We start from the raw sequence: 15,419 nt of genomic DNA on the forward strand, positions 1-15,419 counted from the left end.
GAGGCCGCCTCCTCCAACGCATACCCGCCACGACGCACCCGCGAACGCGCACCGTCAGCGGTTAGCTGGCCCCTGGCCAGTCTGTGGCGAGTGCGTCAGCCGCAGCACCTTTCAGTGACTGCTGATTCCCGAACAGGTTGCCTGGCGCACGCGGGTTGTTCGAGTGCGAGTGCTGCCGCCAAGATCTCACGCTTTCACCGCTGCGCTCGCCTCGTGGTGAGCGCGCGATCGAGCCAGGTCACCAGGTCAGCGAGAACGTCGGCACGATTGGTTTCGTTCAGGATCTCGTGCCGGGCACCTGGATACGTAACGAGCGTGACGTCGGTGAGGCCGGCCGCCCGGTAGCGGTCTACGAGTGGCTTGACGAGGTCGAGCTGTCCGTTTACCGGATCCTGTTCTCCGACGGCGATGTACACGGGAAGGTCGGCGCGCATCGTCGTGAGCGCCTCCGGTGCGGCCAGGCGGCGGGCCTCGGCGAACATCGCTTTGACCGAATTGCGGTCCAGGCCGAAGCCGCAGTGCGGGTCCGAGAGGTAGGCGTCGACGATCGTGTCGTCGCGGGTCAGCCACTCGAATTCGGTGCGCGCGGGCTGGAACGGCGCGTTGAACATGGCCAGGTCGAGTTCCTGGTCCAGATCGAGTCCCGGCTCGAGCAGGTCGAGCAGTGCGGTGCCGGTGAGCACGACGGCGTCGAGCTGATCGCTGTGGTCGAGCAGGTATTGCTGGGTCGCGAAGGAACCCATGCTGTGCGCCAGCACTGCGAGGGGAAGCCCGGGGTGCTCCGTGTGAATCAGCTTCGACAGCCTGCCGATGTCTTCGACGAGGCGGTGCCAGCCGTCCGGGCCGAGTTTGCCGAGATCGTCCTCGGAGGCGGCGTTGTTGCCGTGGCCGCGGTGGTCCTGGCCGTAGACCACGTAACCGACGGCGGTCAAAGCCAGTGCGGTTTCGTCATAGCGCAGGACGTGCTCGCCCATGCCGTGCGTCAGCTGGACCGTTCCCCGTGGCTCTGCTGCCGGATCCCAGCGGTACGCGGAGATGTCGAGATCGCCTGCGCCCGGATAGGTGAAGCGTTCGGTGTACATGACAGGGTCCTTCAATCGCGGGGGTACGGCGTCGGCTGCGGGTCCGTGGCGGACGGCGGCGGTCGGGCCGATCTTTGGCCAGACCTTTGAATGGCTCAGTCTCCGGCTGGGGCAGTCAAAATGATCCCCGGTCACCCGGCGGAAATACCGCCGTTGACGCTGATGGCCTGGCCGGTCAGCTTGGCCGCGCCGGGGCCGCCGAGGAAGACGATCAGCGACGCGAGGTCGTCCGGTTCCGCGACGCCCAGATGTGCCTGGGCGGCGGCCTTTTCGAACAGCGCTTTGCTGAACCCGTCCCGTAGCACGTTTTCGGCGGTCGGGGTGCCGGCGATCAACGACGGGGTCACGGCGTTGACCCGCACGCCGTTGCGCTTGGCCTCGATCGCGGTGACCCGCGAGAACATGACGATGGCTGCCATGGCCGCGCCCAGCACCGCTTCGCCCGGTGTCGGGACCTTGGCGGCGTCGGAGGCGATGTTCACGATGCTGCCGCCACCCTGCTCCTGCATGATCGGCAAGACCGCTCGGGTCAGGTGCATCGGCGGGAGCGCTTGCTGGTTCAGGATCTCGGCGAGGTCGGATTGCGGCGTCCGGTGCAGGAGTTCGGGCCGGTAGGTTGCGGTCACCGAGTTCACGAGGACATCGATCGTGCCGAGGGCCGAGCGTGCCTCGTCGACGGCAGCGTTCACCTGGCCGACGTCGCGGGCGTCGGTCTGGACGAAGACCACTTCGGCCTCGGGACTGCGGTCGAGGAGCGCTTCGCGGGCCGCGTTCCCGCGTTCGGCGTTCCGGGCGAGCAGCGCGACGCGGCTGACTCCGGCTGCCAGGAACCTGAAGGCGCTGGCAAGCCCCACGCCGGAAGTCCCCCCGGCGACGAGCACCGCGGACTCGGGGTAATCGCGGACGAGCGGCACAGAAACCTCCGGGGCGTCGGGTGTGGAGACAGTTCAGTTCCTACCTGCTGCGGAACCGTCCGACCAGTGTGCCACAAAGGACAGACCATTTGCATAGTTGGACCTTAGGGGTACACTTCGATGGCCTGACTCACCTCGATACAAGGGAGTAGCGGATGGTCGGCGTGCAGGTTCTGGAGACGTCCTACTGGCCCGCGGAGCCCGGAGCTGTCCACGACATCACTGTCTGCGAGACGCTTCGCTCCGCCGCCGCGGCAGTGCCGGACCGGTTGGCACTGGTCGACTGCGTGGCGGACGCCGGGGCCAGGGAAACCTGGACCTACGCCGAGTTCGTCGCGGACGCCGAACGGGTCGCGCGTGCGTTGCTGAAGCGGTTCTCGCCGGGCGACCGGATCGCCGTATGGGCTCCGAACAGTGCGCGGTGGATCGTTCTCCAGCAAGGGATCGCGATGGCCGGGATGGTGCTGGTAGCGCTCAATCCCGCGTATCGGGCCAGGGAAGTGGCCTTCGTGCTCGAGCAGTCCGGGGTGGTCGGCTTGTTCTGCCCGCGGACCTACCGGGAGTTCGACATGGTGGGCATGCTCGACAGCATCCGCCAGGAGACTCCGGAGCTGCAGGCGATCGTCGTCCTCGACGAGTGGGAGTCGTTCGCCGCGAGCGGCGATCCGGAGCAGCCGCTTCCGGAGACGCGCCCGGAGGACGTCATCCAGATCCAGTACACGTCCGGGACGACTGGTTTCCCGAAGGGTGCCATGCTGCACCACAAGGGGCTCCTCAACGAGGCCCGGCACGTCGCCGAGCGCGCGGGCATGGCCGAGGGCGGGGTATACGTCAACGCGATGCCGATGTACCACATCGGCGGCGGCGCGGTGACTTCCTTCGGCGCATGGGCCAAGCGGGGTACCTTCGTGATCCTTCCTGGTTTCGAACCCGCGCTCCTGCTCGAAGCGCTCCAGACCTACCGGGGCACGCACACCCTGGTCGTCCCGACCATGCTGATCGCGATGCTGGACCACCCGGATCGCACGCGGCGGGATCTGTCGAGCCTCCAGGCCATCCTGAGCGGGGCCGCATCGGTGCCCGCGTCGCTGGTGCGCAAGACCCAGAAAGAGCTGAACTGCCAGTTCACGATTTTGTTCGGGCAGACCGAAGCGCACGGCGTCGTCAGCCAGACCAGGGTCACCGACTCGCCCGACGACCAAGCGGAAACGGTGGGGCAGCCGCTGCCGCAGCTGGAGGTGAAGATCGCGGACCCGGAGACGGGGGACCCGGTGCCGTTGAATGAAGCGGGGGAGATCTGCTGCCGCGGCTACCAGAACATGCTCGGCTACTACCGGATGGAGGCCGCGACGAGTGCGGCGATCGACGAGGACGGCTGGCTTCATCTCGGCGACCTCGGATCGATGGATGAGCGCGGTTTCGTCAAGATCCGCGGCCGGATCAAAGACATGATCATCCGGGGCGGGATGAATATCTACCCGGCCGAGATCGAGGCCGCGCTGGGGGACCATCCGGCCGTGGAGTACGCCGCGGTCATCGGCGTGCCCGATGATAAGTGGGGCGAGCAGATCGGCGCCGTGGTCAAGCTGCGGCGCGGTGCCGAACGGCCTTCGGTGGAGGAGCTCACCGGCTACCTGCGGACAGAGATCGCGCCGCACAAGACCCCGGTCTATTGGTCCTTCGTGGCGGAGATGCCGACCACACCGAGCGGCAAGATCCAAAAATTCGTCCTGCGTCAGCAGGCCGAGGAAGGCACGCTCAGTTTCGACTTCGTGAGGTCCGCGCGCGCCGACAACGTAGGAGCGCAGGCTTGACTGCCTCCGTGGGAACCATCGGTCGAGTTCAGCTGGTGCAGTTGCCCGGCAAGACTTGCCCGGTTGCGAGAAAATCGCGGGTTCGGTCCATGCGACAGCGTTGCCGGCAGGGGCGGCTGATCTCCGGGAAGGATGTCCGACCGCAGTTTCCCCGTTGGTGCCGGGCATCGCTCGCAGCGGTGGTCCGCGCTGCCGGGTGAGAACAGTTCGGCAGCCGGGGCAGCGTCGCCTCGGCTGCCGAACACGATTGCGGAGCGGCCTCCGGGCTGGTGCGGATCAGCTCCGGCGAACCGCAATCGACGCACCGAGATGCACCGCCCCGCCCGCGGTTCCGTCGCAGCCCGCGCAGGAGTGGCCCGGAGCCGAATGGGCGCTCGGGAACAACGCAATTTCGGTGTCGGCGTCCTGGCCCGGCGGTGGGCCGGTGGGCCGGTGGGCCGATTCGAGAGCCAGCAGCGCGGCTCCGTATGCGCCGGTGATCTGCGGGTGCTCCGGCACCCGGACCTCCATGCCGAGCGCACTCGCCAGGAAGTCGACAGCGGCTGGGTTCTGCGCCACGCCGCCGGTCATGACGATCGGGGCGTGCCGCCCGACCTGGGCCACCAGTGCGAGCGTCCGGCCGGCGATCGCGCGGTGCACGGAGGCCGCGATGTCCGGGGTGGGCAGCCCCTCCGCCAGCATGGAGACGATCTCGGTCTCCGCGAACGTCGCGCACATGCTGCTGACTTCGAGGTCGGCCGTGCCTTGCGCCGCCAGGTCGCCCAGGTGCTCGATGTCGCATTCGAGCGCGCGAGCGAGCACCTCGTAGAAGCGGCCGGTGCCGCTCGCGCATCGGTCGTTCATGGCGAAGTCGTTGACCAGGCCGTCGTCGTCGACGGTGATCGCCTTGCTGTCCTGGCCGCCGATGTCGATGATCAGCTTGACGCCAGGGCACATCGCGGCGGTTCCCCTGGCGTGGCAGGTGATTTCGGTGAAAGTGCGGTGCGCGCCGGGCACGAGCTTGCGCCCGTACCCGGTCGACACCGTTCCCGAGATCTCCGTTTCGCCGATCCCGGCCTGCGCGAGCGCCAGGTCGACGGCCCGCTGCATGCCCTGGCGGCTCACTGCGCCCATCTGGACGACGCTGGTGCCGAGCATCGCGCCGTCGTCGTTGACGACCACGGCCTTCGCGGTGGTCGAGCCGAGGTCTACGCCGAGGTGATGGCCGGTCATGCGAACGCGCTGAACCCGTCGGGCAGCGATCCGCGCTCGCGGCGCACGTCGATCGCTTCCAGCATGGCCACGAGGCGGCTCTCGAGGATGCCGTCCTTGTAGAACGCCGCGTCCGCGACGTCGCCTTCGAAGAAGATGGACGGGATGCCGAGCTTGTCTTGCGCGGACTTGGCCAGGAGCCGCTGCGGTCCGGTGAAGGCGCGGCAGGTGCGGGTGGAGTGGAACACGAGACCGTCGAGGCCGTACTCCTCGCAGTCGCGCAAGGTCAGGTATTCCAGCGTTTTCGCGCCGTGGTTGGTGGGGCAGAGGAGGTAGTGCTGCGCCATGCCCATGATCGGGTCGCTGGTGTCGATCAGGTGCGGTTCCTGCCAGAACGCGTTCTGGATGTAGCGGCCGGCCAGCACCGCGACGCCGTGCTCGGCGAATTTGCGGGACAGGTAGCCGAGCTTGTTCCAGTTCATGATGCCGTCGAAGTAGAGGCGGTATTTTTCGTCCTTGACCGCGGAGACTCCGTTGTCGATCCGGCCCTGGATTTCGTCGCGCACCGCGGCGAAATAGTCTACGAGAGCCTGGTTCCCCGGAAGGAAGTTGATGGGCGCGACGCTGGCGATCCAGTCCCAGAAGGTGGCCGGGGCCGGTTTGGCCTTGCACAGGTCGAGTCCTTCGCGCCGCAGTTCGGCGGCCCGTTTGATGTAGGTCATGCTTTCGCTCAGCGCGTCGTAATCGAACGGGCGGCCGGTCCGCTGCTCCAGGAAGCCGATGAGTTCCCGCAGCTGGCTCGCCACGAACCGGGAGGCTTGCTCCCATTCGTCGCCGCGGAGGTAGCCGGAGTCCGGTTTGTTGCCCCAGAGGAACGGGTGGGAGATGTTGAAGATCGGCAGTTCCTTGCCGAAGACGCGGTAGGAGATCCCATCCCACTGCTGGCCGGTGCTGCATCCGGCGTAGTTGTTGACGAAGAAGTCCGGCGCGGGCAGTTTCGCCGCGAGCACTTCCTGGTCATGGGCGCCGACGACGCCGGTCTGATCGCCCTCAGTGCCCTGCAGGGTGAGCACGGAACACCCGAGGTGCGTGCGGGAATACGAGCACAGCTCGGCGTTGTAGCCGTATTCCGCGCCGGCCAGCTGAGCCGGGCCTTCGAGCCGCTGTGCCGCCAGGCGCGCGGCGAACGCCTCGCCGTGGCACCAGGCCAGCCCGGCGGCCTGGAACATCGGGTTGAGCGCCCCGCCGTTGTACCAGACGATCTGCTTGCCCTGCTCGCGCGCGGTGAAGAGGTCTTCCCAGTAGTCGGCGATCAGCTTGCCGCCGACCCGTGTGATGCCGAGGCGGTTACTTTTGTCCTCGACCGGCTTTTCGATGCTTTCCAGCATTTCAGTCGTCTCCCGTGGTTGGTGTTTCAGACGTGGACGGGCCGGCGGCGGAGCGCGCGCTCGACCAATGCCTCGATGCGGGTGCGGAAGGACTCCAGCGGCATTCCCTCGTGCTCGGTTTCGAGCTGCAGCTGCGGGATGCCGGTGGCTTCGAGGGCTTTGCGGAGTTCCGGGTAGTACAGCATGTGCGGTTCGCAGAACTTCGGCACGAGGTGGATGACGGCTTCGGCGCCGTTGTGCCGCACGGCGTCGAGAAGGTAGGTGTCCCAGTCGGCGTCCTGCTGCACCCGGGTCGGGCACGGGATCGAGACGTTGCGCTGTGCGTACCACTCGGCCAGTGCGGCGATCGGATCGCCTTCCTCCGGGACATCTGTGGAGACGTAACGCCTTCCGTGATAGAGATCGTCGTCGATCACGATCGTCCCGCTGTCTTCGATCACTTCGAGCAGCTCGCGTCGCGGTGCGTGACAGAGATGGCCGGACAGGTGCACGCGCACGCGGTCGTCGCGGTCGGCGCGGGGGAGTCCCGCTAGCGCTTTGAGCAGGAGCGCGTGGTGTTCAACGGGGTCCATGACCATGCTCGAGACGATGATGTCCTGGAGCTGGACCGGACTGAGCGCGGCCCCACCCGCGCTGCGGGTGTCGAGCAGCTGCCGGACCAGGCGGCGGCCGCGGTTGAATGCTTCGATGCTTTCGGCCAGTGTGCCGTTTTCGACCGCGTTCCCGGTGAAGCGTTCGATTTCGGCCCGGATCTCCGCCATCGTCTCGGTGACTTTGGCCGGAGCCCACGAATCGTTCATCGACGAGTTCAGCATGCCGAGGAACACCGTGGTGTCCGGCTTGAGGGTCCGGGCGATTTCGGCCGCGCCGATCAGCTGGATGCAGTGGTCTGCGGTGAAGACGGCGTCGTAGAGGTCGAACCGGCCGGTAGCCACCTGGTCGGCGAGATTGCGCGTGTACCCACAGTAGAACTCGGCCAGCAGCGCCCGGCCTTCGGTGATCGGCTGCTGGTCGTCCTGCACGATCACCGGCAGCGCGCCGGCGGCGTGCGCAAGTTCTCTCGGAAAGTTCATGGGCAGGACGGCGAGCACGGCGCCGCCGGGATGTCCGGCTCGCCACCGCTCGACGTAGGCGCGCGGATCGCGGGCCACGCCGACGAGTCGTTCCATGGCCTCGGAAGCCGCGTCGGTCATGAGCATGGTTCCTCTCCTGGGTTTTGTCAGATACTCTACGCCGCGTGTAACTGAGACACAATGAATGTAATTAGTCAGCAGGATTAAGTGAGGAGGCTGTCGTGTCGTCTGCGTTGCCGATCGTCAACCGCTACACCCGGCTCGTGGGTATCGAGCACCCGATCGTCCAGGAAGGTCTCGGGCCGTTCCGCACCCCGAAGCTTGCCGCTGCTGTGTCCAACGCGGGCGGTCTCGGTACTGTCTCGATGCCCGGCATGCCCGAGGACATCTCGGAGGGTGCGCGCACCTTCCGAGCGCACATCGAGGAGTGCGCCTCGCTCACGGACCGGCCATTCGCGGTGAACATCCCGGTCGGAGTTGACAGCAAAGGGGAGGTGCTTCCCTTTACTGACGTGTATATCCGCACGGCGCTGGAGGCTCGCGAAGCCGACCCGGTGATCGCGCGGCGGCTGCGGGTGCTGACGACCTCGGCCGGTTTCCCCGGCGGTTACGTCGCTGCGATCAAGGACGCGGGCATGGTGCATCAGCACAAGGTGGGCTCGACACGGCAAGCGGTCAAAGCCGAGGCTGCGGGAGTCGACGTGGTGATCGCGGCAGGGTTCGAGATGGGCGGCCACGCTCCGAGCAAGGCAGTGCACACCTTCGTTCTCATCCCGAACGTCACCGAGGCGGTTGGGGTGCCAGTGCTGCTCACCGGCGGCGCCAGGGATGCCCGCGGGCTCGCCGCCGCTCTCGCGCTCGGGGCCGAGGGGGTTGCGATGGGGACGCGATTCATCACCAGCACTGCCAATTCCGACTGGCATCCGGCGTATGTCCAGGCGTTGCTGAACGCGGACGAAGGCGACGATGTCGCGTTCGACGGCGTGTACGGCCCTTGCCGCGGCCTGCGGAACGCGGCGTCCCGGCAGCTGACCGAGGCGGCCGGGCATCGCGACGGCGAGGTGGACCAGGTCGAGCTGACCCGGTGGAAGATCGAATCGATGCAGCGTGCGCAGACCGAGGGCGATGTCACGAACAGCCTGGTGATGACCGGGCAGGTGGCCGCCGCGATCCGTGACCTCGTGGACGTCGCCGAGTTCGTCCCCCGGATGGCCACCGAGGCTGCCGAAATCCTGCGGTCGCTGGCGAACCGGCTGGGCGGCAGCGTCGGCGAGCCGGTCCCCGCGAGCGCGGACCGGTGAAGAAGAGCACCGCTTCTCCAGCTCGGCGTAATGGTATGTTTGGTCAGTCCGTTCTGATGCGAGACGGCTTTCCGGGCCGAGGCCGGGGAGAGGGGCGGCGTGGTGACGACGAGGCGGAGCCCGGCGCTCGAAGTCGGCGTGGCGGTGAACGACGAGCTGCTGATCGCCGACGGGCCGAGACGCCGCGGGCTGGTAAATCACATCGCCGAAGCCGGGCTCGGGCATGTCACGGTCGGCGATCACATCAGCTTTCACGGCGGCACGGGGTTCGACGGGATGGTCGCCGCGACGTCAGTCCTGGCCGGGCACGACTCGCTGCGTGCGGTGATCGGCGTCTACCAGCTGGCATTGCGCCACCCCATGGCGGCCGCACGTCAGGTGGCCACGTTGTCCCAGATCGCCCCCGGTCGTCTCGTGCTCGGGGCCGGAGTCGGCGGCGAGGACCGCAGCGAGGTCGCCAACGCGGGAGTTGATCCGCGCACACGGGGCCGGCGGCTGGACGAGGCGCTGAGCGTGCTGCGGCGCCTTGCCGACGGCGAACCGGTGGACCACGAAGGCGAGTTCTTCCGCCTGCGGGACGCGCGGATCCTCCCCGCGCCGGCTCCGCGGGTGCCGATCGTGATCGGCGGCTCCGGGGACGTGGCGGTGCGGCGCACCGCGGAACACGGCGACGGTTGGATGGGGATCTTCTGCTCGGCGAGGCGATTCGAGGACACGGTCCGGAAGATCCGGGCGGCCGCGGAGACGCGGCACCGGGAGGTCTCGTGGTTCGGCCTCAGCATGTGGGTGGGCCTGGGGCGGGCCGACCTGGCCGCACAGCGGCTGCTCGGCGAACGGATGCAGTCGCTCTACCGCCTGCCCCCGGAGAAGTTCCGGCATCTCACCGCCGCGGGCACGCCGGCGACGGTCGCCGCGGCGCTGAAGCCGTACATCGACGCCGGGGCGCGGCAGCTGACCCTGGTCGTCGCGGCGGAATCGGTGCACGACGGGATAGAGATGGCCGGAGAGGTCCGCGACCTGCTGGGCATCCCGTCCGCCGGGCGGGGCTGAATCCGATGCGGGCGGCGGTTCAGCGCCAGTACGGCGGTCCTGGTGTCCTCGAGACGACCGGGCTGGCCGACCCCCGGCCCGACCGGGCCCACGCGGTGATCGAGGTGCGCGCAGCCGCGCTCAACTGGCATGACGTCCTGGTCCGCCGCGGGCAGTACGGTTCTCCGCTGCCGCACGTTCCCGGCGCCGACGGGGCGGGTGTCGACAGCGAGACCGGTGCCGAGGTGGTCGTGCTTCCTTCGCTTCGGTGGGGCGACGAGGAATCGGCACCGGGGCCGGACTGGGAAATCCTGGGGGACCGCAGACACGGCACGTACGCGGAAAAGGTCCGGGTGCCGCGCGATTGTGTCTTCCCGAAACCGGCGGCCCTGACGTGGGCTCAAGCGGCCGCTCTTCCCCTGGTAGGTCTGACGACGTATCGCGCTCTGTTCGCCCGGGGGCGGCTCCGCGCCGGTGAGTCGTTGCTGGTGCTCGGCGCGGGTGGCGGAGTGGCGACGATGGCAGTCTCGCTCGCCGCGGCTGCCGGGGCTCATGTCGCCGTGACTTCCTCGTCCGATGCCAAGATCGCCGGTGCGGCCGAACTCGGCGCGCTGGGCGGGGTCCGTTACGACCGCCAGGGATGGGTCGAGGCCGCCGTCGCGATGTCACCGGGTCGACGGGGATTCGACGTCGTCCTCGATCCGGTCGGATCCTGGGCGGACGCGCTCGCCGCCGTGCGCACGGGCGGAAGGCTGGTGGTGCTCGGCGCTTCGCGGGGCGAGTCGGTCACGCTCGCTGTCCGCCCGTTCTACTTCGGGCAGTACGACCTCCTCGGCACGACGATGGGCAGCGCCCGCGATTTCGAAGGGCTGCTGCGGTTGCGCGCGGAGCGGGAGGTCCCACCGCCGGTGATCGACCGGGTCTTTCCGCTGGAGCGGGCGGCGGCCGCGCACGAATACCTCGAAAGCGGCCGGGGATTCGGAAAGATCGTGCTCAGTGCCGAGGCGGAGGGAAACGCGTGATGACCGAAGCGGCAGCGGAGCAACTCGTCCGCAGTGAACTCGACGACCACGGCGTGGCGTACCTGACGCTGGACTCCCCGGCGACCCGCAACGCCTTGAGCGACGCGATGCTCGACGAGCTGCTGGCTGCGCTCGAATCGGCGCGGGAGGACGAGCGGGTCCGCGTCGTCGTCTTGGGCTCCTCGCACGACAAGGTGTTCTCGGCGGGCGGCGACTTGAAGGCCTTCGCCGGCGACGCTCCGACGATCGCGAAATACCAGGGCCTGGATCGCTTCCCGCGTCTCTACCAAGCCATCGGCGGGCTGGGCAAGCCGGTCGTCTGCGCCGCCGGCGGTGACGTCCTCGCCGGGGCGTTCGGGGTGGCCCTGGCCTGCGACCTGGTGATCGCCAAGGAGGGCGTTCGGTTCGGCTGCCCGGAAATCAACGTCGGCGTCTTTCCGTTCATGATCTCCAGCCTCATCTACCGGAACGTCGACCGGCTGAAGGCCAATGAGCTCATGATGCTCGGCGAGCTGATCGGCGCGGCTGAAGCCGTACGGCTGAACATCGTCAATGCAGTGGTCCCGGCCGACCGCTTCGACGCCGAGGTCCAGGCGTGGGCGCGCAAGATCGCCGGAAAGTCGCCGCTGCTCATGCGCATGGGCAAGAACGCGATCAACGCCACCCGGGACATGAGCCTGCCGGACGCGCTAGAGGCGTTGCGTGCTCAGCTCGCCCTGGCGCTCACCACCGAGGACATCGTGGAAGGCGTAACAGCGTTCCGGGAGAAGCGAAAGCCCGCTTGGAAGCTGCGGTGAGCCCGGCTCTCCCGCATGGCCGCCGAAGCCGTTGAATTAACGGTCAGACCATTGTATGGTCGTACCGGTAGTGTCAGCTGGAGGGCGGTAGATTCGCATGGACGCGAAGCTCGCGACGGTCCACGATCGGTACGGCGCCAGGGAGATCGCCGCCTATTACGAGGCGGGGCTCTGGGAATCGACGAGCTTCGCCGAGCTGGCCGCGCAGCGGGCCTCGGCGCACCCCGGCCGGCGGTTCCTGGTCGACTCGACGTCGTCGGTGACCTTCGCCGAATTCCGGGACCAGTCGCTGCGGCTCGCGGTCGGCCTCCTCCGCTCGGGCATCGGCCGCGGCGACCGGGTGGCGGTGCAGCTGCCGAACTGGACCGAATTCCCCGTGCTGGCCGCGGCGCTTTCGCGGATCGGCGCGATTCTCGTGCCGATCATGCCGATTTACCGGGAAGACGAGGTGGCCTACGTCCTGCGGAATTCGGGCGCCGTCGCCGCGGTCACCTGCGGGCTGTTCCGCAAGTTCGACCACCTTGCGATGTTCGAAGGGCTCCAGCGGGAGATCCCGGATCTGCGGCGGGTGTACGCCGCGCGGCCGGACCGGGAGCCGGACCCGGCTGCCGCCGCGCCGCTCTCGGCTCTCGTCGCCGAGGGGAACATCGAGGCGCTGGAAGCGGAAGCGGGTCCCGGTAGCGGGCCGGACGACGGGTTCCTGATCGTCTACACGTCCGGGACCACTTCGCGGCCCAAGGGCTGCTTCCATACGTTCAACACCCTGCGCGCGAGCGCGGCGGCGATCGCCAAGGGGCTGCGGTACGACGAGCGGGACGTCCAATTCGGACCTTCGCCGATCACCCACAGTACAGGACTGGTCACGAGTGTCGTGCTGCCGCTGCTGACGGGCGCGACTTCGTGCTTGATGGAGGTGTTCGAGCCGGAAGCGGCGCTGTGGTGGATTGAACAGTACGGCTGCACCGTAGCGGTGACTGCGACCCCGTTCCTGCAGATGCTGATGTCGGCCTACGATCCGGAAAAGCACGACGCGAGCAGCCTCCGGTTCTGGGTGTGCGCGGGTTCGCCGATCCCCGGCGCGGTCATCGCGAAGGCGAGCGAGCTGTTCGCGGGATGCCGGACCCTCAGCCTGTACGGGCGGTCGGAGAATATGGTGACCACCATGTGCACCGCGGCCGACCCGGTCGGGCGGGCGGCGGATTCGGACGGCGCGGCGGTGGCGGGTGCGCAGGTGAAGATCGTCGACCACGACGGGCACGAGGTCCCTCGTGGCGAGGAGGGCGACATCTCCTACCGGGGGCCGAGCCACATGCTGGAGTACTTTCGCGACGAGGCCCAGACCGAGGCGTTGTTCACTCCGGAGGGGTTCTCGCGCTCGGGAGACCTCGGGCGGATGGATCCCGACGGCTACGTCCGGGTCACCGGTCGGCTGAAGGACATCGTCATCCGGGGCGGCATGAACATCAGCGCCAGGGAGGTCGAGGACCATCTGATCGCCCACCGCGGCATCGACGGCGTCGCGGTGATCGGGATGCCGGATGAGCGGCTCGGCGAAAAGGTGTGCGCCTACGTCACCCCGGCCGAAGCGGGCGCGGCTCCGACACTGCGGGACATCACCGATTTCCTCCGGGCGCGGCACGTCGCGGCGCAGAAGCTGCCGGAACGGCTCGAAGTGGTTTCCGAGCTGCCGATGACGGCCACCGGGAAGGTGAAGAAGCACGAACTCCGGGAAGACATCAGGAAGAAGCTGGGTTCGAGCTGACGCCGGGCAGGTCAGGAACCGGGTCGGCACGGTCGCCGGAACGGCGGTCGCCGTCTTCCAGCCCGTGCAGCCCGGTGCCGATGAGGCAGCGGAGCGTTTTCTCGACGTCCTTGGCTTGCGCGGTGCGCCGCGGCCAGTTCGAGACCGAGAAGATCATGCCGAGAATCGACTGGGCCGCAACCGAAACGCGGGACCCAGCGGCTGGATAGCGGCGGCTCAGCAGCTCTTCCCAGCGCGCGCTGTACTGGCTGCGGCGGCGATCGAACGGGCGACGCCACGGGTCGGCCAGCGAACGCACGTCGCGCTGGTACAGGTTGACCAGCTCGCGGCGCTCGACGGCGAAGGCGATGTGGTGGCGGACGGCGCGGTCGAGATCCTGTTCGGGATCCCCGTGGACGGGCACCGTCGCGCTGACGAGCTCGTCCAGCGCTTCGTTCAGCAAGGTGGCGAGGATCTCGTCCTTGCCGGAGAAGTGCCGGTACAGCGACGGGCCGCTGAGTCCTGCCCGTTTCCCGATCTCGTCGACCCCGACGCCGTGGAAACCCTTCTCGCAGAAGGCTTCGGTGGCGGCGTCGAGGATTCTGCGCTCCCTGTCCACCCGATGCAGCTTACCAGGATACGGAACGTTCGTTTACTGGTCGGGGAGAGACTGCCGGGTGGCTTTCCGCGGGGGATCCGTCCGGGTCGGCGGCGCGGTCGGGGGCAAAACTGCTGGGCTGCCGGGTAAATGGCCGTTGCGGGAGCGGCGGGGCCGGGCAGGCATCCCCGTGCTTCGTCTGCGCCCCGGTTGTCGATTAGGTCTGACCATTGTAGTCTTTTGGGGAGCGGTGCGTCCCGGCCGGGACGCGGCGATCCTGAAGGGTGCGAAGATGGACCTGAGCGATACTCCCGAGGAGGGCCGGTTCCGGTCCGGGGTCCGAAAGTTCCTCGAGGAGAGCCTCCCCCGGCTGAGCTGGCCGCAGCCGGAGGATCTGGTCGAGCGGGTCCGGTTCTGGCAGCAGTGGCAGCGAATGGTCTTCGAAGGCGGCTATGCCGGCCTCACCTGGCCGGAAGAGTACGGGGGACAGGGGTTCGACGAGCGGCTGCGCGCCGTCTTCGGTGAGGAATGCGATCGTGCCGGGGCTCCGGAGCGGCTCAACATCATCGGCGAGGACTTCGGCGGCCCGACGGTTGTGCACTTCGGCACCGACGAGCAGAAGAAGCGGTACCTGCGCCCGATTCTCACCGGTGAGGAGATCTGGTGCCAGTTGTTCTCCGAGCCCGAAGCGGGCTCGGATCTGGCTTCACTGCGCACCAAAGCGACGAAGGTCGAGGGCGGCTGGCGCATCTCCGGGCAGAAGATCTGGACCAGCCGCGCCCAGATCGCGGCCCATGCCATCCTGCTCGCCCGCACCGGCGGCGGCGAGCGGCATCGGGGGATCACGTTCTTCCTGCTGCCGATGGACAGCGACGGCATCACTGTCCGCCCGCTGGCACACATGCTCGGCGAGGCCGAGTTCAACGAGGTCTTCCTGGACGAGGTGTTCGTCCCCGATTCCGCCGTCGTCGGCGCCGTCGACGGAGGGTGGAAAGTCGCGATGGGCACGCTCGGCTTCGAGCGCGTGGCGATCGCGACGGGCCGGGTGAACACCGGCAAGGCCATCGGCGACATCATCGACGACATCCGCGGGCGCGGGGACGCGGCCGGGCGGCCCCTCGGCGCGGACCCGCTGGTGCGGCAGCGGGTCGCGGACCTGTGGTCCCGGGCGCTGGTCCACCGCACGATCAGCCAGCGGGTGGTCACCGGCGCCGCCGCGGACGGCCCGCCGGGGCCGGTCACCTCCATCGGCAAGCTCTACTTCTGCCCGTTGGTCGAGGACCTGGCTGACTTCCGGTTGTCGCTCGAGCCGTGCGGCGGGCAGTTCGGGCTCGACGACGAGCCGAACGAGACCCGGGCCTGGCTCCGCCTGGCCAATCAGGCCCGCGGCACCGCCATCGCGGGCGGGTCGACCTTCATCCAGCGAAACATCGTGGCCGAGCGCATCCTCGGCATGCCCAGGAGCTGAC

At 68.2% G+C, this 15,419-nt stretch carries 13 protein-coding genes; 7 read left to right on the forward strand and 6 right to left on the reverse strand.

Annotated features, from left to right (window positions below; translation table 11 throughout):
- Nucleotides 1-194: 194 nt before the first annotated feature.
- Both ABD793_RS00125 and ABD793_RS00130 read right to left on the reverse strand, forming a co-directional pair.
- Nucleotides 195-1,082 carry an alpha/beta fold hydrolase gene (locus ABD793_RS00125; protein WP_344854116.1) on the reverse strand — a complete coding sequence of 296 codons (888 nt, stop codon included), beginning with the start codon at nucleotides 1,080-1,082 and terminating at the stop codon, nucleotides 195-197.
- A gap of 131 nt (nucleotides 1,083-1,213) precedes the next feature.
- On the reverse strand, nucleotides 1,214-1,996 hold the full coding sequence (locus ABD793_RS00130; RefSeq protein ID WP_344854117.1) for an SDR family NAD(P)-dependent oxidoreductase: 783 nt from the start codon (nucleotides 1,994-1,996) through the stop codon (nucleotides 1,214-1,216).
- A gap of 155 nt (nucleotides 1,997-2,151) precedes the next feature.
- Here ABD793_RS00130 and ABD793_RS00135 point away from each other — a divergent pair, with 155 nt between their 5' ends.
- Nucleotides 2,152-3,810: an AMP-binding protein gene (locus ABD793_RS00135; protein ID WP_344854118.1), complete on the forward strand. Its 1,659-nt coding sequence runs from the start codon at nucleotides 2,152-2,154 to the stop codon at nucleotides 3,808-3,810.
- Between the two features lie 276 nt (nucleotides 3,811-4,086).
- Here the strand turns inward: ABD793_RS00135 and ABD793_RS00140 are convergent, their stop codons facing one another.
- The 3 genes from ABD793_RS00140 to ABD793_RS00150 are packed head-to-tail and all read right to left on the reverse strand — an operon-like array spanning nucleotide 4,087 to nucleotide 7,582.
- Nucleotides 4,087-5,022, reverse strand: a complete 936-nt coding sequence (locus ABD793_RS00140) for an acyl-CoA dehydratase activase (RefSeq protein WP_344854119.1) — start codon at nucleotides 5,020-5,022, stop codon at nucleotides 4,087-4,089.
- Entirely contained in the window at nucleotides 5,019-6,389 is a 1,371-nt protein-coding gene (locus tag ABD793_RS00145; RefSeq protein WP_344854120.1) for a 2-hydroxyacyl-CoA dehydratase subunit D, read from the reverse strand. The genes ABD793_RS00140 and ABD793_RS00145 overlap by 4 nt, the downstream gene beginning before the upstream one ends.
- Before the next feature lie 26 nt (nucleotides 6,390-6,415).
- Nucleotides 6,416-7,582, reverse strand: a complete 1,167-nt coding sequence (locus tag ABD793_RS00150; RefSeq protein WP_344854121.1) for a 2-hydroxyacyl-CoA dehydratase subunit D — start codon at nucleotides 7,580-7,582, stop codon at nucleotides 6,416-6,418.
- A 101-nt stretch (nucleotides 7,583-7,683) separates the two neighbouring features.
- On the opposite strand from ABD793_RS00150, the gene ABD793_RS00155 reads away from it, so the two are divergent.
- The 5 genes from ABD793_RS00155 to ABD793_RS00175 all read left to right on the forward strand — a co-directional run bounded on the left by ABD793_RS00155 (nucleotide 7,684) and on the right by ABD793_RS00175 (nucleotide 13,373).
- Nucleotides 7,684-8,763, forward strand: a complete 1,080-nt coding sequence (locus tag ABD793_RS00155) for an NAD(P)H-dependent flavin oxidoreductase (protein ID WP_344854122.1) — start codon at nucleotides 7,684-7,686, stop codon at nucleotides 8,761-8,763.
- A gap of 102 nt (nucleotides 8,764-8,865) precedes the next feature.
- Complete coding sequence (locus ABD793_RS00160; RefSeq protein ID WP_344854123.1) at nucleotides 8,866-9,813, forward strand: LLM class flavin-dependent oxidoreductase; 948 nt, start codon at nucleotides 8,866-8,868, stop codon at nucleotides 9,811-9,813.
- A 5-nt stretch (nucleotides 9,814-9,818) separates the two neighbouring features.
- Entirely contained in the window at nucleotides 9,819-10,814 is a 996-nt protein-coding gene (locus tag ABD793_RS00165) for a zinc-binding dehydrogenase (RefSeq protein ID WP_344854124.1), read from the forward strand.
- Nucleotides 10,814-11,611 (forward strand): enoyl-CoA hydratase/isomerase family protein, encoded by a 798-nt coding sequence (locus tag ABD793_RS00170; RefSeq protein WP_344854125.1) that lies wholly within the window; start codon nucleotides 10,814-10,816, stop codon nucleotides 11,609-11,611. Before ABD793_RS00165 ends, ABD793_RS00170 begins: the two co-directional genes overlap by 1 nt.
- A gap of 97 nt (nucleotides 11,612-11,708) precedes the next feature.
- Nucleotides 11,709-13,373, forward strand: coding sequence for an AMP-binding protein (locus ABD793_RS00175; protein ID WP_344854126.1), 1,665 nt, complete (start codon nucleotides 11,709-11,711; stop codon nucleotides 13,371-13,373).
- Here the strand turns inward: ABD793_RS00175 and ABD793_RS00180 are convergent.
- Entirely contained in the window at nucleotides 13,348-13,971 is a 624-nt protein-coding gene (locus ABD793_RS00180) for a TetR/AcrR family transcriptional regulator (protein WP_344854127.1), read from the reverse strand. The two genes, ABD793_RS00175 and ABD793_RS00180, sit on opposite strands and share 26 nt — an antisense overlap.
- Nucleotides 13,972-14,140: 169 nt before the next feature.
- On the opposite strand from ABD793_RS00180, the gene ABD793_RS00185 reads away from it, so the two are divergent.
- On the forward strand, nucleotides 14,141-15,418 hold the full coding sequence (locus ABD793_RS00185; RefSeq protein ID WP_344854128.1) for an acyl-CoA dehydrogenase family protein: 1,278 nt from the start codon (nucleotides 14,141-14,143) through the stop codon (nucleotides 15,416-15,418).
- Nucleotide 15,419: the final 1 nt, after the last annotated feature.

It is taken from the genome of Amycolatopsis ultiminotia, assembly GCF_039536925.1.
GTDB classification, from domain to species: domain Bacteria; phylum Actinomycetota; class Actinomycetes; order Mycobacteriales; family Pseudonocardiaceae; genus Amycolatopsis; species Amycolatopsis ultiminotia.

Bases quoted from the DNA above. Each gene is read 5' to 3' on its own strand.
- ABD793_RS00125 (WP_344854116.1), bottom strand. From the start codon at position 1,082: ATGTACACCGAACGCTTCACCTATCCGGGCGCAGGCGATCTCGACATC.
- ABD793_RS00135 (WP_344854118.1), top strand. From the start codon at position 2,152: ATGGTCGGCGTGCAGGTTCTGGAGACGTCCTACTGGCCCGCGGAGCCC.
- ABD793_RS00140 (WP_344854119.1), bottom strand. From the start codon at position 5,022: ATGACCGGCCATCACCTCGGCGTAGACCTCGGCTCGACCACCGCGAAG.
- ABD793_RS00145 (WP_344854120.1), bottom strand. From the start codon at position 6,389: ATGCTGGAAAGCATCGAAAAGCCGGTCGAGGACAAAAGTAACCGCCTC.
- ABD793_RS00150 (WP_344854121.1), bottom strand. From the start codon at position 7,582: ATGACCGACGCGGCTTCCGAGGCCATGGAACGACTCGTCGGCGTGGCC.
- ABD793_RS00165 (WP_344854124.1), top strand. From the start codon at position 9,819: ATGCGGGCGGCGGTTCAGCGCCAGTACGGCGGTCCTGGTGTCCTCGAG.
- ABD793_RS00170 (WP_344854125.1), top strand. From the start codon at position 10,814: ATGACCGAAGCGGCAGCGGAGCAACTCGTCCGCAGTGAACTCGACGAC.
- ABD793_RS00175 (WP_344854126.1), top strand. From the start codon at position 11,709: ATGGACGCGAAGCTCGCGACGGTCCACGATCGGTACGGCGCCAGGGAG.